General features: G+C 42.8%; 15 protein-coding genes, 1 tRNA gene and 1 pseudogene. 14 read left to right on the forward strand and 3 right to left on the reverse strand.

The genetic code is table 11. The annotated features are described in order from the left end of the window. The 5 genes from NLP_RS18970 to ylqF all read left to right on the forward strand — a co-directional run bounded on the left by NLP_RS18970 (position 1) and on the right by ylqF (position 4,285). Positions 1 to 73, forward strand: a tRNA-Arg gene (locus tag NLP_RS18970). Between the two features lie 383 nt (positions 74 to 456). Next, the gene (locus tag NLP_RS18975) at positions 457 to 1,035 is read left to right on the forward strand and encodes a Uma2 family endonuclease (RefSeq protein WP_104907747.1); all 579 of its coding nucleotides are present in this window, start codon (positions 457 to 459) and stop codon (positions 1,033 to 1,035) included. 434 nt (positions 1,036 to 1,469) lie between these two features. Then, positions 1,470 to 2,888, forward strand: a complete 1,419-nt coding sequence (locus NLP_RS18980; protein ID WP_104907748.1) for a DUF3370 domain-containing protein — start codon at positions 1,470 to 1,472, stop codon at positions 2,886 to 2,888. Positions 2,889 to 2,919: 31 nt separating this feature from the next. Continuing rightward, positions 2,920 to 3,330: a glyoxalase gene (locus NLP_RS18985; RefSeq protein WP_104907749.1), complete on the forward strand. Its 411-nt coding sequence runs from the start codon at positions 2,920 to 2,922 to the stop codon at positions 3,328 to 3,330. 73 nt (positions 3,331 to 3,403) lie between these two features. Next, entirely contained in the window at positions 3,404 to 4,285 is an 882-nt protein-coding gene (gene ylqF, locus NLP_RS18990) for a ribosome biogenesis GTPase YlqF (protein ID WP_104907750.1), read from the forward strand. Positions 4,286 to 4,448: 163 nt separating this feature from the next. On the opposite strand, the pseudogene NLP_RS36150 reads toward ylqF, so the two are convergent. Further along, positions 4,449 to 4,568 (reverse strand): annotated as a pseudogene (locus tag NLP_RS36150) (IS701 family transposase); the annotation flags it as partial. Between the two features lie 276 nt (positions 4,569 to 4,844). Here NLP_RS36150 and NLP_RS19000 point away from each other — a divergent pair. Then, positions 4,845 to 11,162, forward strand: a complete 6,318-nt coding sequence (locus tag NLP_RS19000) for an ATP-binding sensor histidine kinase (RefSeq protein ID WP_104907751.1) — start codon at positions 4,845 to 4,847, stop codon at positions 11,160 to 11,162. 74 nt (positions 11,163 to 11,236) lie between these two features. Here the strand turns inward: NLP_RS19000 and ctpA are convergent, their stop codons facing one another. Further along, positions 11,237 to 12,481, reverse strand: a complete 1,245-nt coding sequence (ctpA, locus tag NLP_RS19005) for a carboxyl-terminal processing protease CtpA (RefSeq protein WP_104907752.1) — start codon at positions 12,479 to 12,481, stop codon at positions 11,237 to 11,239. A 407-nt stretch (positions 12,482 to 12,888) separates the two neighbouring features. On the opposite strand from ctpA, the gene petB reads away from it, so the two are divergent. The 6 genes from petB to NLP_RS19035 all read left to right on the forward strand — a co-directional run bounded on the left by petB (position 12,889) and on the right by NLP_RS19035 (position 18,473). Continuing rightward, a complete protein-coding gene (gene petB / locus NLP_RS19010; RefSeq protein ID WP_094332660.1) occupies positions 12,889 to 13,536 on the forward strand; it encodes a cytochrome b6 in 648 nt (215 codons plus the stop codon). Between the two features lie 255 nt (positions 13,537 to 13,791). After that, on the forward strand, positions 13,792 to 14,274 hold the full coding sequence (petD, locus tag NLP_RS19015) for a cytochrome b6-f complex subunit IV (RefSeq protein WP_104907753.1): 483 nt from the start codon (positions 13,792 to 13,794) through the stop codon (positions 14,272 to 14,274). Positions 14,275 to 14,849: 575 nt separating this feature from the next. Next, on the forward strand, positions 14,850 to 15,293 hold the full coding sequence (locus NLP_RS19020) for an ATP-binding protein (RefSeq protein WP_104907754.1): 444 nt from the start codon (positions 14,850 to 14,852) through the stop codon (positions 15,291 to 15,293). Positions 15,294 to 15,824: 531 nt separating this feature from the next. Beyond that, positions 15,825 to 16,814 carry a GDP-mannose 4,6-dehydratase gene (locus NLP_RS19025; RefSeq protein ID WP_104907755.1) on the forward strand — a complete coding sequence of 330 codons (990 nt, stop codon included), beginning with the start codon at positions 15,825 to 15,827 and terminating at the stop codon, positions 16,812 to 16,814. A gap of 10 nt (positions 16,815 to 16,824) precedes the next feature. After that, a complete protein-coding gene (locus NLP_RS19030) occupies positions 16,825 to 18,006 on the forward strand; it encodes a glycosyltransferase (protein ID WP_104907756.1) in 1,182 nt (393 codons plus the stop codon). 95 nt (positions 18,007 to 18,101) lie between these two features. Next, positions 18,102 to 18,473 (forward strand): hypothetical protein, encoded by a 372-nt coding sequence (locus tag NLP_RS19035; protein WP_104907757.1) that lies wholly within the window; start codon positions 18,102 to 18,104, stop codon positions 18,471 to 18,473. Positions 18,474 to 18,511: 38 nt separating this feature from the next. Here the strand turns inward: NLP_RS19035 and NLP_RS19040 are convergent, their stop codons facing one another. After that, the gene (locus NLP_RS19040; protein ID WP_104907758.1) at positions 18,512 to 18,943 is read right to left on the reverse strand and encodes a hypothetical protein; all 432 of its coding nucleotides are present in this window, start codon (positions 18,941 to 18,943) and stop codon (positions 18,512 to 18,514) included. Between the two features lie 436 nt (positions 18,944 to 19,379). Here NLP_RS19040 and NLP_RS19050 point away from each other — a divergent pair, with 436 nt between their 5' ends. Both NLP_RS19050 and NLP_RS19055 read left to right on the forward strand, forming a co-directional pair. Beyond that, positions 19,380 to 19,718 carry a hypothetical protein gene (locus NLP_RS19050; RefSeq protein WP_104907759.1) on the forward strand — a complete coding sequence of 113 codons (339 nt, stop codon included), beginning with the start codon at positions 19,380 to 19,382 and terminating at the stop codon, positions 19,716 to 19,718. 178 nt (positions 19,719 to 19,896) lie between these two features. After that, complete coding sequence (locus NLP_RS19055) at positions 19,897 to 22,035, forward strand: pentapeptide repeat-containing protein (protein WP_104907760.1); 2,139 nt, start codon at positions 19,897 to 19,899, stop codon at positions 22,033 to 22,035. Positions 22,036 to 22,043 lie beyond the last annotated feature (8 nt).

Consider the following 22,043-nt stretch of genomic DNA (forward strand, 5'->3'; position numbering starts at 1 on the left):
GGGCGCGTAGCTCAGTGGATAGAGCAACAGATTCCGGTTCTGTGGGTCGGGGGTTCAAATCCCTCCGCGCTCGTTACCTTTACAAGACTAACGAAGAAATCAATGTGTCATTTTCTCTCATGGGATAAACCTGATTTACCTTATGAGACAGAATGGCAAACGGATAATCTGGAATACAAAAATTAGCCAAAAACATTAAACTGTGTAGGTTGGGTTGAGGAACGAAACCCAACATTTCCGGGGCTTTGTTGGGTTGCGCTTTGCTTAACCCAACCTACAATTTTTCTTAACTCATTCAATCTCTCACACCTATACCTATCCCAAACTTTTTTAAAAAACAAAACAATGTCGCATTTGTTGACAGGAATTCCTAAAGTAGAGGTAGAGGCTAAATCTTCCCTATTTAGCAGCGCATGGGTTTGATGCAACTAGGATTTTTGTGGAGCGCAATTAATTATGACTGCTTTAACCTTACAATTACCTCCTAATCTGCAATTTACTGATGAGGAATTTGCACAAATTGTAGCCGTGAATAAAGAATTACGACTAGAGTTAACTGTTGAAGGGGAATTAATTATCATGTCACCTACTGGGGGAGAAACGGGAAACCGTAATTTTGATTTATTAGGTCAGATATGGTTTTGGAGCAATCAAAATAATTTGGGAAAAGCTTTCGATTCTTCTACTGGGTTTAAACTGCCAAATGGGGCAACTCGTTCACCTGATGCTTCTTGGGTAAGGATAGAAAGATGGGATACTCTTACTCCAGAACAAAGAAAGAAATTTCTCCCTTTGTGTCCTGATTTTGGAGTGGAATTAGTTTCTGAAACTGATGATGTGGAAGATACTAAAGCAAAAATGGCGGAATACTTAGCAAATGGCTTACAACTGGGTTGGTTAATAAATCCTAAAGATAAACAAGTAATAATTTATCGCCCAAATCTTGCACCGAAAGTTTTACAATCTCCCACAAGTTTATCGGGTGAAGATGTTCTCCCTGGTTTTCTTTTAAATTTACAGCAGATTTTTGCATAGATGACTGATTATCTTGATTTTATTTCTGCAATCACTGAACGTTCTCAAATTCGCTTAAACCATTGGCATTCTTTTTAAACATCAAAAGCCCTGCTGACGTGGGCTACTGGAACTACACTAGGACTTACGCACTGTACAAATTAATCATAGTATGTTTCACCAAAATAGGTCGTTTCAGCCTTTATTAATTGTTCTTTGATGATCAGTAAACCCGCGCTGTAGGGGCACAGCATTGCTGTGCCCCTACGACAGATGTGGTTTTTAAAGCCTGACATACTATGTATTTTGTGTCAATGCGTAAGTCCTATACACTTACAATTTAATCGCGATGCCTGCGGCGGGCTATGCCTACGCACGATCAGAAATCCCCTTCAAGGAACTTGTAGTAATAACTTCCGATCTTTGATACTACAGCTTTCTTGATGCTCAAATTTATGCTGGCTAAATTCCCATTATCTGTATTCACACTTTTATTAGGACTTGCCATAACTCAAACCTTTGAATGCACAACTCAAAAAGATAATTCAGCGATCGCTCAAACTTCACCGAAGCCAGCGCCTCAAGAAATTGTGCAACCAGGAGAAGTTCGAGCCTTACCAGGCAAGTTGGATAATATACCCGTTTTTAACAGCAATAGCCCAGAATGGATTAAAACTGAGGGTATTTTACTTTCTACCTTTCCTGCAAACGGTAAAAAAGTTCCAGCAGCACACCTTAATTTTCCCTTTCAGGGACGCTTTGACTTATTCGCCCACCACTACAGCCACACTCCCAAGGATTTGCAAACGCTATATTTGGGCGTAATTGTGCAGAACCCTGGTAAAAAACCAGTAACAGTAGATGTATTGCAAGCCGCGAGTTATTTGATGCAGGATGCGCCCTTTGTCACCTTATCCCCCTACATAGAAAATAACGATGGTAAGGCTTACTCAGGGCCAGGCGATCGCGCTGTTGGTGATGTACTCCGGGGTGTTCGACAAGCTGATTTTCCCGCAAAGCTGATAATTCCTCCAGGACAAAGCCGGATGTTGTTAAATCATCCGATTCCTGTACGAAATTTAGAAAAGCCGGTGAATGGTCGCTCTAGCTTTATGCGGCTGCGTAGTAGCGATCAAGTTTATGTGGCAAGTTTAGCAATGTTTGCCAAGAAAAATTCTGATAATACAGAACGCCAACCCACTCTTGCAGAATGGCAAGCTTTACTAAATACCGGCAACTTCGCCGGGCCGCGAGATAAAACCCCTACTCCTCCAAATGCTACCAGTGGTGCACTAATTTATGGGCGTGTAGCTGGTGTGTCTAGTGGCTCCCAATGGCAAGCAAAGTTGGTAGATAATCCCCAAACCAGATATCTGACTATTCCCCAGCGTGGCAAAGCTATTTCTTATGGTTTAGACACATTGCTTAGTGGTCGATTGGGCACTCAACAAATCCAAACGGCCAAAATGCTGGTACTTTATCCCGATACGGCTTATGAAGCACATGGTAATTATGGGGTGGAATATAAACTCACCTTACCCTTAAACAACAATACCAATCAAAACCAGAGCGTGACTGTTACTTTAGAAACACCTTTGAAGGAAGATAAATTATCTCAAGGTGGTGTGCGTTTTCGCAAACCATCCCTAGATTTTCCTTTCTTCCGTGGTACAGTGCGGCTACGCTATTTCGATGACCAAGGTCAACAAAAGACGCGCTATATACATCTATGGCACAGAACTGGTCAGGTGTTAGAACCATTGGTGCAGCTTGTACTTCCACCTTCAACTCAGCGGATAGTACAGATAGATGTGATTTATCCACCAGATTCGACACCACCGCAAGTGCTGAGTGTAAGAACTTTAGAAAAATGATCTCAAAAAAATCAAATAACTTAAAGCTTATATGGTTTTTCAGTACACTAACGCATTTGTCACCATAGCATCGGTTAATTGTGAGAATTTAGTGAATTTCTATACCAAATTGCTGGAGCAAAAGCCAGTGATTTTGATTCCGAATGTCTATGCTGAGTTTAATTTAGTTAGTATGCGATTAGGTATTTTTAAACCAAAGAACACAAACGAATCGGAATTTGAAGCGATGTCTGACGACAACCCACTTTCTTTCTACCCTAAAAGTAAGATAAGTTTGTGTTTAGAGATGAGTAACTTAGAAGATGCGATCGCTCATCTAACTGCTTTGGGCTATCCTCCACCAGGAGACATTTCCATTGCTTCTCACGGCAGAGAAATCTATGCCTATGACCCTGATGGCAACCGTCTGATTTTACATCAAACTCCTAAAGAGAGTCATTAGTCATTTGTCATTGGTCATTTGCAAAGGACAAAGGACAAAGGACAAAGGACAAATAACAAAGGACAAAGGACAAATGGCTATAACTCAAAACTATAGATTGAACCTGATTCAATGGTATCCAGGTCACATTGCGAAAGCTGAAAAGAAGCTCAAAGAACAGCTAAAGCGCGTAGATGTAGTGTTTGAGGTACGAGATGCTCGGATTCCTTTAGCGACTCACCATCCCCAAATAGGTGAGTGGGTGGAGGGTAAGGCACGGGTGTTGATACTTAACCGAGTAGATATGATTACGCCACAAATGCGATCGCTGTGGATCGATTGGTTTAAACGTCAAGGAGAAGTCCCTTATTTTACCAACGCTCAACATGGTAAAGGTATAGCAGAAGTGGCGCGGGCAGCGCAAGCTGCTGGGGTAGAACTCAATCAAAGAAGAAGCGATCGCGGGATGTTACCCCGTCCAGTGCGGGCTGTGGTGATTGGTTTTCCCAATGTCGGTAAATCAGCTTTAATTAACCGCCTGTTGGGAAAGCGAGTCGTGGAAAGTGCAGCCCGTCCTGGAGTAACTCGCCAACTACGCTGGGTGCGAATTTCCGAACATTTAGAATTGCTAGATGCTCCTGGTGTCATCCCTCTAAGATTAGAAGACCAAGATGCAGCCTTGAAATTAGCTATTTGTGATGATATCGGTGAAGCATCTTACGATAACCAGCTAGTAGCAGCAGCTCTAGTGGATTTACTCAACTATTTAGAAGCTGTAGCCGCAGATTTATTACCAAAAAAACCATTACAGTCTCGCTACCAACTCGATTCGACATCAGAGACCGGAGATACCTATTTGCACACCTTAGCAGAACATCGTTACAAAGGTGATATAGAGCGAGCTGCAAGGCAACTTTTAACAGATTTTCGCAAGGGATTGTTGGGTGAAATGAGTTTGGAATTACCACCCAATTAAATCTAAATTCAAAGAGTAAAAATTCTGCAAATTGTCTACATATATAGGAAACCTATTTGATTTGTGACAGGACTTACGTAACTGTCATAAATAATGGCGCAGCCACACCGCACTACGCTCCAAATAACTAAGCGATAAACATCGTAATGTCTTGACGTTTTAATTACCTAACTAAATAATTTGACAATAATCTATGCTTAATTTGATAAATTGTTTAACCAGTTTTATAAGCTAAATCTTTGAGCTTAAACCAGACTAAAATAGCGCAGGCAATATGATTTCTTGGAGTAGTACAAAATTACTGTAAAAATGTGTTCCCCCTGATACCAAAGCCACTTGGGACGACCTAGTACAGCACGGTGTAAATAAACATACCATTTCAAATGGTGTAAAAGCCCGAAATACAATTCTTTTGACTTTTGACTTTTGACTTTTGACTTTTGACTTCCGCCTTGCGGTACTAGTGCCCCATACCCAATGCAACTTTTCTAACGTTTGTTAACCAAGATATGGTAGTGGGAATTATAACACTAGTATAAAAGAATTTTCGTCAAAATTTATGAGCGCAAAAGTTGATGGAACTTTAAGGATTGCTGGCTACCAAATCATCAAGCAACTTTATTCAGGTTCTCGTACTCAAGTGTATCGGGCAATTCGAGAATGCGATCGCCTACCAGTTGTCATCAAGCTCTTAAAACGAGAATACCCAACTTTTAGCGAATTAGTACAGTTTCGCAACCAATATGCGATCGCTAAAAACTTAGATATTTCTGGCATTATCAAACCCTACAGCCTGGAAGCCTATCACAATGGTTATGCCCTAGTCATGGAAGACTTTGGTGGTGTTTCCCTGCGGCAATTTACTCTAGGAAAAACACTGACATTAGAGCAATTCCTCCCCATTGCTCTGCAACTGCTAGACACTTTACACCAGTTACATCAACAGCGCGTCATTCACAAAGACATTAAGCCAGCCAACATCTTAATTCACTCTGACACCAAACAAATCAAGCTGATTGATTTCAGTATTGCCTCACTCTTACCACGAGAAACCCAGGAAATCCAGAGCCTCAATGGATTGGAGGGAACGCTAGCCTATCTGTCGCCAGAGCAAACCGGACGGATGAACAGAGGCATTGACTACCGCAGTGACTTCTATTCTTTAGGTGTGACTTTCTTTGAACTACTGAGTGGAAAATTGCCCTTTGAGTCCCAGGAACCGATGGAGTTGGTGCATTGCCACATTGCGAAACTTCCACCCTGCGTCTGCGATTTCAACCCCGAATTGCCCTTGATGCTGGGCGAGATTATCCGCAAACTGATGGCGAAGAACGCCGAAGACCGCTATCAGAGTGTGCTAGGTCTTAAACATGACCTCGTTACTTGCCTAGAACAGTGGCGAGAAACAGGCAAACACAACTGGTTTGATTTAGGACAGCGCGATATCAGCGATCGCTTTCTCATCAGAGAAAAACTCTACGGACGCGAGTCGGAAGTACAGACGTTACTAGAAGCATTTGGTCATGCTGCTAATGGTGACTCCCAACTGATGCTGGTGGCAGGTTTCTCTGGCATTGGCAAAACCGCAGTTGTCAATGAAGTACATAAGCCGATCGTCCAGTGGAATGGTTACTTCATCAAAGGGAAACACGACCAGTTCAACCGAAATATTCCTTTATCTGCTTTTGTCCAAGCCTTTCGTGATTTGATGGGACAGTTGCTTAGTGAAAGCGATACTCAACTAAAGCAATGGCAAAACAAGATTTTAGCGGCAGTTGGTGAGAACGGGCAACTTCTGATCGAGGTGATTCCTGAACTGGAGCAGATTATCGGCAAACAGCCTGCGATCGCCCCTGGCGTTGGCGGAGCCATCGCTGAATTATCGGGCAGTGCGGCACAGAATCGGTTCAATCTGCTGTTCCAAAAGTTTATTCAAGTCTTTACCACACCAGAGCATCCGTTGGTGATGTTTCTTGATGACTTGCAGTGGGCAGATTCGGCATCGCTGAATTTGCTGAAGCTGTTGATGGCCCAGAGTAATCGCAGTTATCTATTCGTTATTGGTGCATACCGCGATAACGAGGTGTTTGCAGCTCATCCACTCATGTTGACACTAGATGAAATCAAAAAGGAATCTTCTTGCGTCAACACTCTGACTCTATTTCCCTTGAGTCAAGCAGATGTAAACCATTTAATCGCCGATTCACTCAGTTGTGCAACTGAAAAGGCATTACCGTTAACAGAGTTAGTTTATCAAAAAGCCAAAGGCAATCCCTTTTTCACAACTCAGTTTTTGAAAGCGCTACATGAGGATGGGCTGATTACCTTTGATTGGGAGTTAGGTTTTTGGCAGTGTGATGTGACGCAAGTGCGATCGCTTGCTCTCACCGATGATGTGGTGGAATTTATGGCACAACAGCTTCAAAAGTTGCCCAACATCACTCAAAATATTTTGAAACTGGCAGCCTGTATTGGCAATCAGTTCGATTTAACGACGTTAGCAATCGTCTCTGAAAAGTCGCACACAGAAACCGCTTCGGACTTGTGGAAAGCATTGCAAGAAGGATTGATTGTTCCCATCAATGAGGTTTACAAGTTTTATCAAGATTCGTCATTGGTTATCGATCATTTGCAAATGACAAATGCCAAAGGACAAATGACAATTTACAAATTCTTGCACGATCGCGTTCAGCAAGCAGCCTACTCTCTGATTCCCAAGCAGCAAAAACAGGTCACTCACCTGAAAATTGGGCAACTTTTACTGAAACATACGCCAGCCTCAGAACAGTACGAAAAACTATTTGAGATTGTCAATCAACTCAATATCAGCAATAGCTTAATTGTCGATCCAGATCAGAAGACAGAACTCGCTCAACTCAATTTACAAGCTGCCCAAAAAGCAAGAGCTGCAACAGCATACGTTGCCGCATTTGAGTATGCCACTACAGGTATTGCAATGCTGGCACAGGAGCGGTGGCAAACACAATATCAACTAACCCTGACACTTTATGAAGCTACCACCGAAGCAGCTTACCTAAGTGGCAATTTTGAGCAGATGGCACAATTTGCAGCAGTCATTTTGTCAAATGCTAGAACCTTATTAGATACCGTTAAAGTCTATGAAATCCAAATTCAAGCCGCTCAAGCTCAACATCAATTTCTACAGGGCGTGGAGCTGGCTCTCAAGATTTTAGAGCAGTTAGGAATCCATTTTCCCAAGCAACCAGATGAATCAGATATTGCATCGGCACTCAAAGCAAACAAATCCATTTTAGCTGGAAGGCAAGCGGTAGATTTAATCGCTCTACATCAGATGACAGAGTTAGACAAATTAGCCGCTATGCGGATTCTCGTAAGTGTCTCTTCTTCTGCCTTTGTTGCCGCTCCAACACTCTTACCATTTATTGTCCTTGAGCAAGTAAATTTATCTGTTCAGTACGGCAATACCTCAGACTCTACAAATGGTTATGCCTACTATGGACTGCTGCTTTGTGGGGCGGTAGGAGATATTGAATGTGGTTATCAGTTTGGACAACTGGCACTCAAATTACTCGAACATTTTAATGCCAAAAAGTTGAAAGCCAGAACTTATGTCGGAGTATGCTGTAGTGTATTGCATTGGAAAGAGCCGCTTAGGAACACCTTAGCGCTTTTCCGGGAAGGCTATCAAGTTGGGCTAGAAACGGGAGATTTAGAATCAGCTACCATTTGTGCAGTTGTTTACGTCATGCACTCTTTGTTTGTTGGTAAAGAACTGGGGGAGTTAAGCCGAGAGAGTGATGCTTTCCGCCTTCAACTCACTCAACTAAAACAAGAAGGACTTCTCAACCAACTGACGATTTTTCAGCAATCGATTTTGAATTTAAACGGTGATTGTGCCCAAGCATGGCAACTAATTGGTAAGGCTTTCAATCAAGAGCAAATGTTGCCAGTTCTCCAGCACTCAGGCGATCAAACTGCGCTGTGCTATTTCAATGTGAGTAAACTTTTTCTTGGTTATCTGTTTGGGAAGTTTGAACATGCAGTGGAAGCTGCGATCGCAACTGAAAATTATCTAGGCGGTGTCATCGGATTATTTGTGGTTCCAATCTTCCACACCTATGATTCTCTGGCTCATCTGGCAATCTATTCCCAAGTTTCCGCAACAGAACAACAACACATTCTTGGGCGGGTGAGCAAAAATCAACAAAAGATCAAAACTTGGGCTAGCTATATTCCAGCCAATCATTTACACAAGTTTTGTTTGGTTGAAGCAGAACGATATCGGGTTCTGGGACATAAATCAGAGGCAATAGAATTATACGATCGCGCCATTGCTCTTGCAAAAGAACACGGCTACACCCAAGAAGAAGCACTTGCCAACGAACTAGCCGCCAAATTTTACCTCGACTGGAGCAAACAGTGCATAGCTGGGGAATACATAATTGAAGCCTACTATGGCTATGCTCGTTGGGGCGCTAAAGCCAAAGTCGCCGACTTGGAACGACGCTATCCGCAACACCTCGCCTCCATCCTTGAGCAAACCCGTTCTCCCCTCTCCACTCACGAAACTATCTTTACATTGGGGAGTGTCACATCCACCAGTTCCGCCACTTCCAGCTGTAGCAGCGTCTCTGTTGCTTTAGATTTAGCTGCCATTCTCAAAGCTTATCAAACTATCTCAGGGGAAATCGAACTCGAAAAACTGCTCTCAGCATTACTGCATATCGTCATTGAAAATGCGGGAGCCAATAAGTGTGTGTTCATGCTTTTGGAGTCAGATCGTTTGCTAATTCAGGCGTTAGCACAGCTTTCCTTAGACGGTGTACAGAACCAGGCTGCCAAAATCGATTTTTACCCAATGTTGCTCAACCCACAGTCTGTTGAAGACTCTGTTGATCTGCCAGTTGGCTTAATATATTCCGTCAAACACAGCTTACAATCAACAGTGATTACTGATGCTAGGGTGCATCCTCAATTAATTAATGACTCATATATTCAACAACAGCAGCCCAAAAGTATCTTGTGTAGCCCGATTTTGCATCAGGGTAAGTTGCTGGGCATATTGTATCTGGAAAATAACTTAGTAACCAAAGCCTTTACAAGCGATCGCGTCGAACTACTAAACTTACTTTGCGCTCAAGCGGCAATTTCTCTGGAAAATGCCCGACTTTATCGAAATTCCCAGAAATATGCTCAACAGTTAACACAATCTCTAGCAAAATTGCAGGCTAGTGAAACCCGCTTCCAAAATTTGGCGAATAATATTCCTGGTATGGTGTACCAATTGCGTCTGGAGGTGGATGGTTCAACTTCAACACCCTACGTTAGTTCTGGCTGTTTCGATTTGTATGGGTTAGAGCCAGAGTTGGTGATGGCAGGGACGCATAGCCTTTACACCATGCATCATCCTGATGATAATCCAGCTATTGCCCAAGCGATCGCCTACTCTGCCCAATATCTCACACCCTTTGAGCAAGAATGGCGCATTATCCTACCTTCAGGAACCGTGAAATGGATTCAATCTGCTTCTCGGCCAGAGCGACAAGCCGATGGCTCAATCATCTGGGATGGGGTGGTGATTGATATTAGCGAACGCAAACAGGCTGAAGCATCTCTAGCTAAAGAACGAGAGTTCTTGAATGCCATCATTCACAATATTACCGATGGGATTGTTGTTTGTGATGGTACTGGCAAATTGACTCTATTTAACAAAGCAACTCGTGAATTTCATGGTCTACCAGTAGAATCATTACCAGCAGAACAATGGGCAGAACACTTCGATCTCTATCAACCAGATGGTCAAACACCCCTATCAAAAACGGAAATTCCTTTGTTTCGCGCCTTGCAAGGGGAAATTGTCGAAAATGCCGAGATGGTAATTGCGCCGAAGCATGGTTTTACGAGAATATTGTTAGCTAGCGGACAAGCGATCTTCGATGCTTCGGGTGATAAACTCGGTGCAGTAGTTGTGATGCGAGATATTAGCGAGCGCAAACAAGCTGAACTTGCCTTGCAGCAAAAATCATTTGACTTAGAACAAGCGCTAACCGATCTACAAAACGCCCAATTACAAATGGTGCAAAGTGAGAAAATGTCTGCACTAGGCAACTTAGTTGCTGGTGTCGCTCACGAAATGAATAATCCTCTCGGTTTTATTGCTGCCAGTCTAAAACTTGCTAAACCTACCCTTATTGATGTAGTTGAACACTTAAAACTTTATCAATCAAGCTTGCCCAATGTGAATGATGAAATCAAAGACCATGCCGAAGAAATTGACTTGGATTATAGCTTAGAAGATTTGCCCAAGATGATTGATGCCATGTCGATGGCGTGCGATCGCCTGAAAAATATCAGCACCAGTTTACGAACTTTCTCGCGTGCCGATAAAGATTATAAAGTACCGTTTAATATTCACCAAGGTATCGACAGCACGATTTTAATTTTGAAACATCGTCTCAAGGCTAACGAGCAACGTCCAGCAATTGAAGTGATAACTGAATACAGCATTTTACCTCAAGTTGAGTGTTTCCCTGGACAATTAAATCAAGTATTTATGAATATCTTAGCAAATGCTATTGATGCCTTGGAAGAATCAAATATTGGCCGAAGTTTTGACGAAATTAAAGCAAATCCAAACTGTATTACAATTACCACTACAGTAGAAAATAATCTAGTTAGAATTACAATTGCCGATAATGCAAAGGGTATAGATGAGCTGCTAAAACAAAAAATATTTGACCATTTATTTACGACAAAAGCTGTCGGTAAAGGCACAGGATTAGGATTGGCGATCGCTCGTCAAATCATTGTAGAAAAACATGGCGGAGCGATCGCGGTGAATTCTCAACTTGGCGAAGGAACTGAATTTGTGATTCAGCTACCGTTATCGCCATAACTAAATCTTATTTGTTAGTTCTGGTATCAGATGGAGTCTGAATCCCCATCTGATTTGTCTCCTTGTCCCCTTCTTCAAGCTTTCCCCACTACCACCGAGTTTTTCGCCAAAAGTTCGACTGCTGCTTGATATTGCAGATCCGCTTCGGTGCCAATCTGTTCGCGGTTAATGGCTGGTTGGAAAATAACTTTATCCGGCTTAATACCTAGTTTGTGAATATCTCGGTGTTCAGGAGTTTCATACTTAGCAATTGTCACTGCCAAGCCCGAACCATCTGATAATTCAAACAAGGATTGAATTAATCCCTTGCCAAAGGTGGTTTCGCCTACCAACTGGGCGCGATGGTTATCTTGGAGTGCACCAGCGAGAATTTCACTGGCACTAGCAGTTCCTTGATTCACCAAAATCACCAGAGGATCTTTGGTCAGGGCTGGCCCAAGGGCTTCAAAACTACCCTGAATGCCTTGTCGGTTAACAGTGTAGACGATAATCCCAGAATCTAACCACAGACGGGCGATTTCAATTCCTGATTGCAATAACCCCCCAGGATTATTTCGTAAATCTAGAATGTAGGCAGCAGCGCCTTTTTTTTCTAGACTAGAAATAGCGTGTGCCAATTCCATTGAAGCGTTGGCATTAAATTGTGTCAGACTTAGGTAGCCGATGGGTGTACCCTCAGCAGAAACACGCAAATCTGAAACCACAGGGTTAAGGGCAATGCGATCGCGTGTCAGTCTAATTTCCGTTTCTGCCTCTCCATCCCGTTCGATCGAGAGAGTCACAAGGCTGCCACTCGGCCCGCGCATTCTGGTTGCAGCTTCATCAAGGGTGAGATTTTCTGTGGAAACGCCTTCAATTTTGAGAATGCGATCGCGTGGTCGAATCCCCGCTTTATCTGCTGGGGAACCAGCGATAGGAGCCACTACTTCCAACTTCCCATTCTCAGGATTCAAGGCAATTTGCAATCCCACCCCAGTTAGTTCCCCAGAAGTATTGACCTGCAAGCTGCGGTACTGTTCTGGATCTAAAAAACGGGTAAAAGGATCGTCGAGGCTCTTGAGCATCTTCCCAATTGCCGCATAAGTGGCATTTGAGTCTGCCAGTGGCTTCTCCAGAACCTTTTGCCGCACAGCTGCCCAATTTTGATCGTTAAAGGTCTCATCTAGATAAGTGCGATTAACAATTCGCCAAACTTCCGAAACCAGCTTTTGTTCCCCCGTCAAAGCCACCGCCGACTGAGTAAGCGTACCCAACACCAAGCAAAACGCCATTAACAGTGAAAATCCAACCCGAAAGACTTGTTTGTTCATGAACCCCATTATCAATTCCACCTCAACCCAAATTGTCTAGATAATGCCCACTTCCCCTGTTGTTGATGAAATCTATCTCTCGATTATGTTACTTTTTTTATAGAAGTGGTGCATTTTTCTCATCAAGTTGTTCAGTCAACTGATGCATCGTATCCACTCACCAAAGGATAAAATCTACTTTGTGTCCACCATTTTGTGTGTAGGGGCGTAAAGAGATCGCAATATATTCCATCTTTACAGAGTGTAAAGTTTCTGAAGTCTCTTAGCACGCCAAAAGGCCAAAAGCAAACAAAAAAACTCCCCTTTACTAAAATCCCAAAATTGCTATTTGGGAGAGAAGTCTGAGCGAAGGCTTCTGCCGATTCAGAACTTCGGGATTTATCAACCGCAACCGATTCTTAGGAACTTGAGATTGTATGGCCAACGTTTCCGACTGGTTTGAGGAACGCCTGGAGATTCAGGCACTCGCTGAAGACGTTACTAGCAAGTACGTCCCTCCCCACGTCAATATCTTTTACTGCCTGGGTGGAATTACCCTGGTTTGCTTTCTCATCCAGTTTGCCACTGGATTTGCCATGACGTTCTACTACAGGCCAACAGTCACTGAAGCTTTCTCCTCAGTGGAGTACATCATGAATGAAGTAAACTTCGGTTGGCTAATTCGCTCCATCCATCGCTGGTCTGCCAGCATGATGGTATTGATGATGATTTTGCACACTTTCCGGGTTTATCTCACTGGTGGTTTCAAAAAGCCCCGCGAACTGACCTGGATAAGTGGTGTGATCCTGGCTGTGATTACCGTTTCCTTCGGAGTCACCGGCTATTCTCTACCTTGGGATCAAGTTGGCTACTGGGCTGTGAAAATCGTTAGCGGCGTACCAGAAGCAATTCCCGTGGTTGGAGTGCTGATTTCCGACCTGCTGCGCGGCGGTTCTAGTGTTGGTCAAGCAACACTAACTCGTTACTACAGCGCACACACATTTGTACTGCCTTGGTTGATTGCAGTATTCATGCTGTTTCACTTCTTGATGATCCGCAAGCAAGGCATTTCCGGGCCTTTGTAATCTCAGCTATTAGCGAAAGGCAACATTTGTTAGTTTTCAGATCGAGTTGTTTGTTTTAAACTTATGAAACACAATAAATTAATTGCACATAAGTTACAAAAAATAAATACTTGTATCTGAAGCTGAAAGCGATAGAAAACCTTCAGGCGGATGACTGAAGATATAGAAAAGCTGTTTCTTGCCTGTTGGTTGCCTAGTCGCTGATAGCTTTCACAAATGCTTTAATTTAACTTAAGCAGGAGAGCACATTTCAAAATGTCAACACAAAAAAAACCTGACCTGAGCGATCCTCAGTTAAGAGCCAAACTCGCTAAAGGCATGGGTCACAACTACTATGGTGAACCCGCTTGGCCTAATGACTTACTTTACGTCTTTCCAATTGTGATCATGGGTTCCTTCGCTGCGATTGTAGCTCTAGCTGTGCTAGATCCTGCAATGACGGGTGAACCAGCAAATCCTTTCGCCACACCATTGGAAATTTTGCCAGAGTGGTACTTGTATCCAGTCTTTCAAATTTTGCGATCGCTTCCTAACAAACTTTTAGGAGTGTTAGCAATGGGTTCCGTACCAGTAGGTCTAATCCTCATTCCCTTTATTGAGAACGTCAATAAGTTCCAAAACCCCTTCCGCCGTCCAGTTGCAACCACAGTATTCCTCGTTGGTACTCTTGTCACCTTGTGGCTGGGTATTGGTGCTGCTTTGCCATTGGATAAATCTTTGACCTTGGGACTATTCTAAATTAGTCACCAGAAAGTGCTTTGACGCCTGTGAGTTTCAAGAGTAGATGCAGATGTGCTTTTGAAAACAATCAACAGGCGTCAATTTTAACAAAAGAGCCAGAAGCCAGAATTCAGAATTAAATTCTGAAAGCAAAAGCTAATAGGGCTACGCGAACTCGTTTTGCGTAGCCTACTATTAAGCAAGCTAGCAAGAGCATCTGAATAAAAGGGTTTAAGTCCCCCACTAAATATGCTTTTATTAGTGGTCAATAATATAGTGGGAGATGTGAATACCCCGCTGATTGCATTCTGAATTCTTCTTTAATAGTTTCAGACTGCATCTGGGATCTGAAGTTTTGGATAGAAAATCTATTCCAAAATCTCCAATCAGCAAAAGTCAACAAATACAAAGATTTCTTACTTACTTAACTTAAGTTGCTAGTTACAACCCTCAGAATGCCAAAATCGTTCATGTTTTGTATTTTGGTACATAGAAGATGTCAATTTAGATTTTTTTATATCAGAGAAATTTTGCGAACAACGCAGAATTTAATAACTAGCAACTTGGGTTTACTTATATTCAACTCACAGTTAATGCTTAGTATAGTGCAGCAAGACCATCTGACGGTTAAGAGCGAACTCAGGCTCTTAAACCAGGTGCAAGAATGGTTTGAGCAATTTTGTCTGCAACACTTGTCTCAACTTGGCTGGTCAAAAACCCAACTCGATCGCCTCAATTTAGCATTAGCAGAAGGTTTTACCAACGCTGTTCGTCACGCTCATCATGCTTTACCCCCGGAAACAAGCATTGAGATTAACGTTTATCTGTGGATTGACCGACTAGAAATTAGAATTTGGGATTATGGAAAACCTTTCAATCCTGATGCGATCGCAGAGCCAGCCCCAGGTACTCTGCAAGTAGGTGGGTATGGATGGTTTCTCCTTCGGCGGTTGGCTGACCGGGTTGTATACGAACGTGGTGCGGATGGTAGAAATTGCCTGCTCATTGTCAAATACTCTGTAGAAGCACAAAAATAACAGTGAAATAGTCAAGGATAAAGGAAGGTAAGAATACTTCTGATGTCAATTTTGGCTTGTGAGCGCAGCCAGAGTGTAGGGAAGAAGGAGTATCGACAAAATACGAGGACTTGTCTTCTCTACAACACTCTCTTGCTAGCTCGATCGTACTTAGGAGTCAGAAAATAAAACTTCTCCTATAGTCGTCACCAAGCTAATAAAAACTTTGCTCAAAATTGAGCGACTCACTTTAAAATAGAGCCGTTACTATTGAAATACATAGTTATTTGATTGATAAAAGTATACTCCTCTTTGAATATTATTTGACTAAGAGTAATATGTTTTTTCCGTGAAATTGCTTATTCATTATGATTTTTTTGTAAAATCTTAAATAATATTTTTGTATAAAAAAAATTAGTGAATATAGTAAAAATAGCATTCGAGTTACACAAGCTCCCTTGTTAAGATTTGTCAGCAGTGTTGAGAGTCTTAATTTTTGTTCTCCAACAAGTGCCATTTAGTGCTTAAAGAGATAGACAGAATAGGGGACATATGACTAAGACAGCCCTAATTACAGGAATTACTGGTCAAGATGGCTACTATCTCAGCCATTTGCTCCTCAACCGTGGTTATCGAGTTGTTGGATTAGTACCCCCACATCGACAACCTAATTTGACAAAACTGGGAATACTGGCAAATCAGGTAGAAATTTTTACGGTTGATTTGAGGGATAATGCGGCGTTGTTGACCGCAGTTGAACAACTGCGTCCCCAAGAAATTTACAATTTGGCAGCTCCCAGTTTTGTACCCGACTCCTGGAACGACCCATTGGGAACCCTTGATTTAATAACTGGTACAGCTACTAGGCTCTTGGAAGCAGTACGAAAAGTTGGTTTGTCTACCAGATTTTATCAAGCCAGCAGTTCAGAAATGTTTGGCGATGTATTCCTCTCGCCTCAAGATGAGGAAACCGCTTTTCGCCCCAAAAATCCTTATGCTGCGGCTAAAATGCACGCCCATTGGACGATGGTGCATCACAGACAGCGCTATGGACTATTTGCCTGTAGCGGCATTTTATATAATCACGAGTCTCCTCTACGTGCACCTCAGTTTGTCACACGCAAAGTTTCTTTGGCAGCTGCATCAATTAAATTGGGTTTAACTGACACTTTAGAAATCGGTAATCTCGATGCCCAACGTGATTGGGGCTTTGCAGGTGATTATGTAGAGGCTATGTGGCTGATGTTGCAAATTGATGAACCAGAAGAATATGTGATTGGCACTGGTAAACTACATAGTGTTAGAGATTTAGTTGCCACAGCCTTTGAGTCAGTGGGATTAGATTGGACGAACCATGTAGTATTAAATACTAGCTTGTTGCGGCAAGATGAGCATTTTCAACTAGTAGCCAACCCCAGCAAAGCTAAAAGAAATCTCGGCTGGGAACCCCAAGTAAGCTTTGAGGAACTTTTAGAAAAAATGGTAAAAACAGATTTAGAACGGTTACAAAGCGGCGTGATCGCACCCTTCTCGCGAGTATAAATAATCTAAGATGCACATCACTACAGTGATAAAAAAACTGAATTTAGGTGGTAAAGTTAACAAAAAAACTAACCATGTCTTCGTCTTTTTAGAAATTTTTGCTCACGAAGGTGGTATTCAATCGTATATAAAAGATATTTTTCGCGCCTATCTGGGATTGAGCCAAGATTATAAAGCAGAAGTTTTTTTACTGCGAGATAGTGCTGATAGCTTAAATCCGTTTGAAGACGAGAACTTAAAATTTCATTACTTTAAAAATCAGTCTCCCTATTTGGGGAGATTGCAAATGGCAGCAGCTTTACTGAAGTGTCTGTTGCAAAGCCGTCCGCAGCAAGTTTTCTGCGGTCACATTAACTTAGCAGTATTAATCCAAACACTTTGCCAGCCCTTGGGGATTCCTTACACCGTGCTAACTTACGGTAAAGAAGTCTGGGAACCGTTGAAAAATCAGGAACGTCGCGCCCTGACATCAGCAGCAGGAATTTGGACAATTAGTCGCTACAGCCGCGATCGCGCTTGTGTTGCTAATAGTCTAAACCCGAAAATGGTACAAATGATACCTTGTGCAATTGATGGGGATAAATTTACTCCTGGTTCCAAACAACCAGAATTAGTCCAGAAGTATGGCTTAACTGGTGCGAAAGTGTTAATGACAGTAGCGCGGTTATGGTCAGGAGATATTTACAAAGGTGTAGATGTCACCATTCGGGCAGTACCACAAATCGCTCAGGTTTTTCCAGAAGTGAAATATTTAGTAATTGGTCGCGGTGATGACCAACCGCGATTAGCTGAACTTGCAGAAAATTTAGGTGTGAGCGATCGCGTTGTGTTTGCTGGTTTTGTTGCCACAGAAGAATTAATGGAACATTACCGCCTTGCTGATGCCTATATTATGCCTTCGCAAGAAGGCTTTGGCATAGTTTATCTAGAAGCAATGGCTTGTGGAGTACCTGTATTATCCGGTGACAACGATGGTTCTGCTGATCCCTTGCAGGATGGTAAACTGGGATGGCGAGTACCACACCGCAGTCCTGATGCTGTAGCAGCAGCTTGTATAGAAATGCTTCAAGGGGATGACCAGCGATGTGATGGAGAGTGGCTACGAAAACAGGCGATCGCTTTGTTTGGCATAAATGCCTTCCAACAACACTTGCAAAAAATGCTGCTATCCTCAGTAATGAAGCGCATTTGAGTCCAAATAACAAATAAAAAATGACTCATAGACTGAGTCATAAACTAATGACTAAAATCGCTATCCTAGAAGGAAAGCAGGACGATATTTAAAAAATGAGCTTTAAGTCATTTCAATTGAATCTTTTAAATCTCCGCCCTTGGCTCACCCTGCTGGCAGTTATTTTGTTGCTGGCATCAGTGGGCTTGGGTTGGTTGGTTAATTCATTGCTAATTATTTTCGGGTTGCTGTTGTTGGCACCTATTGCGGCTTTTTTTGGCTTTCGCTGGTGGCTGCAACGCAACTTGGTTGCCGATGGCTGTCCCGTCTGTGGATATGAATTTACAGGTTTAAATAACAGTCAGTTGCAATGTCCTAACTGTAAGGAGTTACTGTTAGTACAAAATAGTCATTTTCAGCGCTTCACACCAGAAGGCACAATTGATGTCACAGCTGTCGAAGTTCCAGCCAAATCACTGGAAGAATAGTCATTAGTCATTTATCCTTTGCTAATGACTAATGACGACTATTTATTTTTTTGCGAGATTGAGAGGGTGTAAGTATACTGTTGCGGGGATAGTTCGCCTACATACAGTGAGTATTTTCCTGGCTGCCAATAACCAGAAAGTTCTGACTTACCTCCAGAATAACTATCTGCTAGTACACAAAAGCGCCCCCCAGGCCCATCGATCAACAGTGTTGGCTTCCCTTTACTTTCTACTGCTAATCGCAAATAAGGCAGTGACTCTGTAACTTGGATAACTTGATTAGGTTCACTGGTAATATTACCACAATTACTTTTGACAGTTCCCCCAGACTTTCCGTTCAAAATCAATGGATCTGGTTGGGAATTCCGATTAATTTGGATTGTTGGTGTCTGTGCCAAATTAGCCTCAGTGAAAACCAAACTCATCGCCAAAGCTGTGGGAATAATTGCAAGTAGCCTAAGCGTCTTCATTTTAATTAATGCTCCAGATTTTTTTAGAGCAATATTGTTATACAGTCTGATCTATATAGACGACAGCAATCCGTCTTAGTTCCAAAAGCTGCCGTATAAAGCAATACCAGTCCGTTAATAATTATTTGTGAAGATTTAATAGGTGTATATCTGTAGAGATGTTGCATTGCAACGTCTCTATAATTGATGTCTGGAAGGCAACAAAAAAACATTAGGACTTACGCAATAACTCTCTGAAACTCTTATTCTTTTGTGTCCTTTGCGTCCTTTGCGGTTCGTTTTTTCATTATTTTGCGTAAGTCCTGAACATAATTTTTCCCTGTCCAGAAAGGTCTGGCACTCACAGACATTAGCTAAAATCACTAAGACAACCACCAAAAATAGAATTTGGTTGGTCTATTGTTGAATAAGTATGCTAATGAGGTAGGAAAGATTGATGAATCCTCAACCAGAAGAAGACTTACAGCGTCGCCTCAGTCAGCTAGAGGCAGAGATTAATTCCCCGCCTGGGGTAGTTTCACAAGAACAAAAACAAACGCCTCAGTCTGTTTTTGCCAGCTTCAACTTGCAACGGGAGCGATTTCAGATTTGGTTCAACAGCTTATCTAATGTGAAAAAGCTGGTAGTTTCGGGTGTGACGGTACTAGTAGGCTTGGCGATACTGCAAGCAGTGTTTAAACTAGTTGCATCTGTAATCAGTCTGGCACTTTTGGCAGTGTTAGTGTATGTTGGATACAAATTTTTTGTGTCTGGTAGCTTTCAACGCAAGCAATAAGTTGATATGCATTTACTTTGCATGCCTGGAGTTATGAGAGTCAGGAGCCAGAATACAAAGGCTTCTGACTTATAACTCCTAAATCCTATTTCAATATGCTTTTCTTCTTGCTGATTAGCTGAGTCTATTTTAATTGTGCCGATCGCGGCGTAGAAATAATATCAAAGGAACCTATACGATGACCTCACCAATTGTCAGGAGAACTAGTAATCAATCTGGTCAGTCAAAAAAATCGGAAAGAGCCAATTCGCTACTGCTAGCAAGTAGACGTTTTGCTGCTTGGGCGGCTGAAATTACACTAGTGGTTACTAGTGGGTTGATTCCCTTCGGCATTGGTGTCTATGCCAATTCTAGAAGCGATCTGAACCGAGTGCCGCTTAACCCCGTGCTGGTAGTTACAGAAAGAGCGATCGCCAGACCCCTAGCTCTACCTGTGAGCTATGGCATCCGTAACGTCGCATGGCCGACTAATATTTTGTGGACAATCGCCTTGTTAGCGCCTGTAACTCTCTCGTGGTGGCAATTGTATTTATTAGCGAAGACTGGTAGCACAATTGGGAAACGTTGGTTAAAAGTGCGGGTTGTCAACGAGCAAGAAAAGCCACCTGGATTGGGGGCAGTTGTGATTAGAGAAGGCGTTGGGCGTTGGACTGTACCCATTTCCATCGCCTATCTGCTGTGGCGCTACAGCTTTGCTTTTCCGAATTTAGGATTATTCACATTTTTGTCTTTATTAATGATTGTGGGTGAAGGGATAGGCTTACCGTCGCGTCGGGGGCGTCGCGCATTCCACGATCAACTTGCAGGTACTTATACAATCGATGCAGTTTTAGCTAGCAACAGACAAGCTCAGTCGGCTGGCGATAAGGATCAAGTAGAAGAAGGGCAAGAGGGAGAAGAATTAGCGGCAGATCGAACCAACCAATCGCCTAATTTGTGGCGGCGGATACAGCAAAATCCCAATCTGGCTTTGTTTGGGATAGGGCTAACGAGTATGACTGCTGTGCTGGCAACTTTAATCGGCACTCAAGTTTATATCCAAATTCAACAATCCCAGCGAGCAACCAAGCAAATCAACAGCCAACAATTCCTCGAACTCGTCAAACAATTGACTCCCGACTCTGGGGCGACTAATGAGCAACGTCAAAGTGCAATTCTGGCTATGGGTGGTCTTAACGACCCACAATCCATTAAATTTCTTGCGGATTTATTAGTTAAGGAAACTAACCCCAGCGTCCTGGATACGATTCAACAAGCTTTGACAACTGTCGGGCCCCAAGCCATCCCGGAACTCAAAAATAAGAATCAGTTTTTGGTCAGCGAACTGGAATCTGTAGGTAGTACTGCAACCAAAGAGCGGGAATTACGGCAAGGGCGGCTACAAAGAAACCAGCGGACGATCAACAAGATTCTCTCTGTTTACAGCGGTAAAATCGAGGGTGTTGACCTTAGTAGAACCCAATTAGGTCAAAGCGGTACTTCAGGAAGTTCCTCCTTCAACTTGGTACTGGACAATCTTGATTTATCAGGAGTTAAGTTTAAATCTGCGAATCTTAACCAAGCCAGCTTTAAGGGTAGCCGCTTCCGGGGTGTAGGTGAAGATGGACGCTGGGATACCTACGACGATGTAATGGCTGATTTAAGCCAAGCTCAGTTGCAGCAAGCCAATCTTACTGATGCTAACCTCAGTCGCGTCTTGATGAACCGGATCGATTTGAGTCGCGCCACTCTTAACAGAGCCAACTTATCCAACGCGCGTCTATATGATGCTAAACTCAACAGCACCCAACTAGTAGGAGCCGATCTGCGAAACGCAGTTTTGGAAAAAGCCAGCTTGACTGGGGCAGATTTAGGCGATGCCAAATTGAACGAAGCCAATCTGTATGCAGCGCGTTTAGGTCGCGCCACTGCTATCGGAACGCAATTATCTTTTGCCAACTTAACTAACACTGATTGGCAAGGGGCAGATTTATCAGGAGCTTATTTGGATCGTGCTAATCTCAGCAATGCGAACCTGAGTGCTACTCGTTTAACTGGTGCTGTTTTACGTTCTGCCCAAATGGAAAACGTTAACTTGCAAAATGCCGACCTAAGTCTTGCAGATTTACGGGGGGCGAATGTCGCTGGAGCAGATTTTAAAGGAGCAATTCTCGCTCCTAGCAAACAAGATCCAGCAGATCAATTTGTCCAAACCCCAGATTTAGGCTCAGTATCTGCCGTAGTTCAAGGCGTTGATTTTTCTCAAGCCAAAAATTTAGATGCCAAGCAATTAGCGTACATTTGTACTCAAGGAGGTATTCATCCCCGTTGCCCGTAGAATGAGAG

This window comes from Nostoc sp. 'Lobaria pulmonaria (5183) cyanobiont' (genome assembly GCF_002949795.1).
Taxonomy (GTDB): domain Bacteria; phylum Cyanobacteriota; class Cyanobacteriia; order Cyanobacteriales; family Nostocaceae; genus Nostoc.

What these genes read in the sequence shown, in the direction of transcription:
- NLP_RS18975 (WP_104907747.1), top strand. Translation starts at nt 457, where the DNA reads ATGACTGCTTTAACCTTACAATTACCTCCTAATCTGCAATTTACTGAT.
- NLP_RS19025 (WP_104907755.1), top strand. Translation starts at nt 15,825, where the DNA reads ATGACTAAGACAGCCCTAATTACAGGAATTACTGGTCAAGATGGCTAC.
- NLP_RS19040 (WP_104907758.1), bottom strand. Translation starts at nt 18,943, where the DNA reads ATGAAGACGCTTAGGCTACTTGCAATTATTCCCACAGCTTTGGCGATG.
- ylqF (WP_104907750.1), top strand. Translation starts at nt 3,404, where the DNA reads ATGGCTATAACTCAAAACTATAGATTGAACCTGATTCAATGGTATCCA.
- NLP_RS18985 (WP_104907749.1), top strand. Translation starts at nt 2,920, where the DNA reads ATGGTTTTTCAGTACACTAACGCATTTGTCACCATAGCATCGGTTAAT.
- petB (WP_094332660.1), top strand. Translation starts at nt 12,889, where the DNA reads ATGGCCAACGTTTCCGACTGGTTTGAGGAACGCCTGGAGATTCAGGCA.
- ctpA (WP_104907752.1), bottom strand. Translation starts at nt 12,481, where the DNA reads ATGGGGTTCATGAACAAACAAGTCTTTCGGGTTGGATTTTCACTGTTA.
- NLP_RS19030 (WP_104907756.1), top strand. Translation starts at nt 16,825, where the DNA reads ATGCACATCACTACAGTGATAAAAAAACTGAATTTAGGTGGTAAAGTT.
- NLP_RS19055 (WP_104907760.1), top strand. Translation starts at nt 19,897, where the DNA reads ATGACCTCACCAATTGTCAGGAGAACTAGTAATCAATCTGGTCAGTCA.
- NLP_RS19050 (WP_104907759.1), top strand. Translation starts at nt 19,380, where the DNA reads ATGAATCCTCAACCAGAAGAAGACTTACAGCGTCGCCTCAGTCAGCTA.
- NLP_RS19020 (WP_104907754.1), top strand. Translation starts at nt 14,850, where the DNA reads ATGCTTAGTATAGTGCAGCAAGACCATCTGACGGTTAAGAGCGAACTC.
- petD (WP_104907753.1), top strand. Translation starts at nt 13,792, where the DNA reads ATGTCAACACAAAAAAAACCTGACCTGAGCGATCCTCAGTTAAGAGCC.
- NLP_RS19035 (WP_104907757.1), top strand. Translation starts at nt 18,102, where the DNA reads ATGAGCTTTAAGTCATTTCAATTGAATCTTTTAAATCTCCGCCCTTGG.
- NLP_RS19000 (WP_104907751.1), top strand. Translation starts at nt 4,845, where the DNA reads ATGAGCGCAAAAGTTGATGGAACTTTAAGGATTGCTGGCTACCAAATC.
- NLP_RS18980 (WP_104907748.1), top strand. Translation starts at nt 1,470, where the DNA reads ATGCTGGCTAAATTCCCATTATCTGTATTCACACTTTTATTAGGACTT.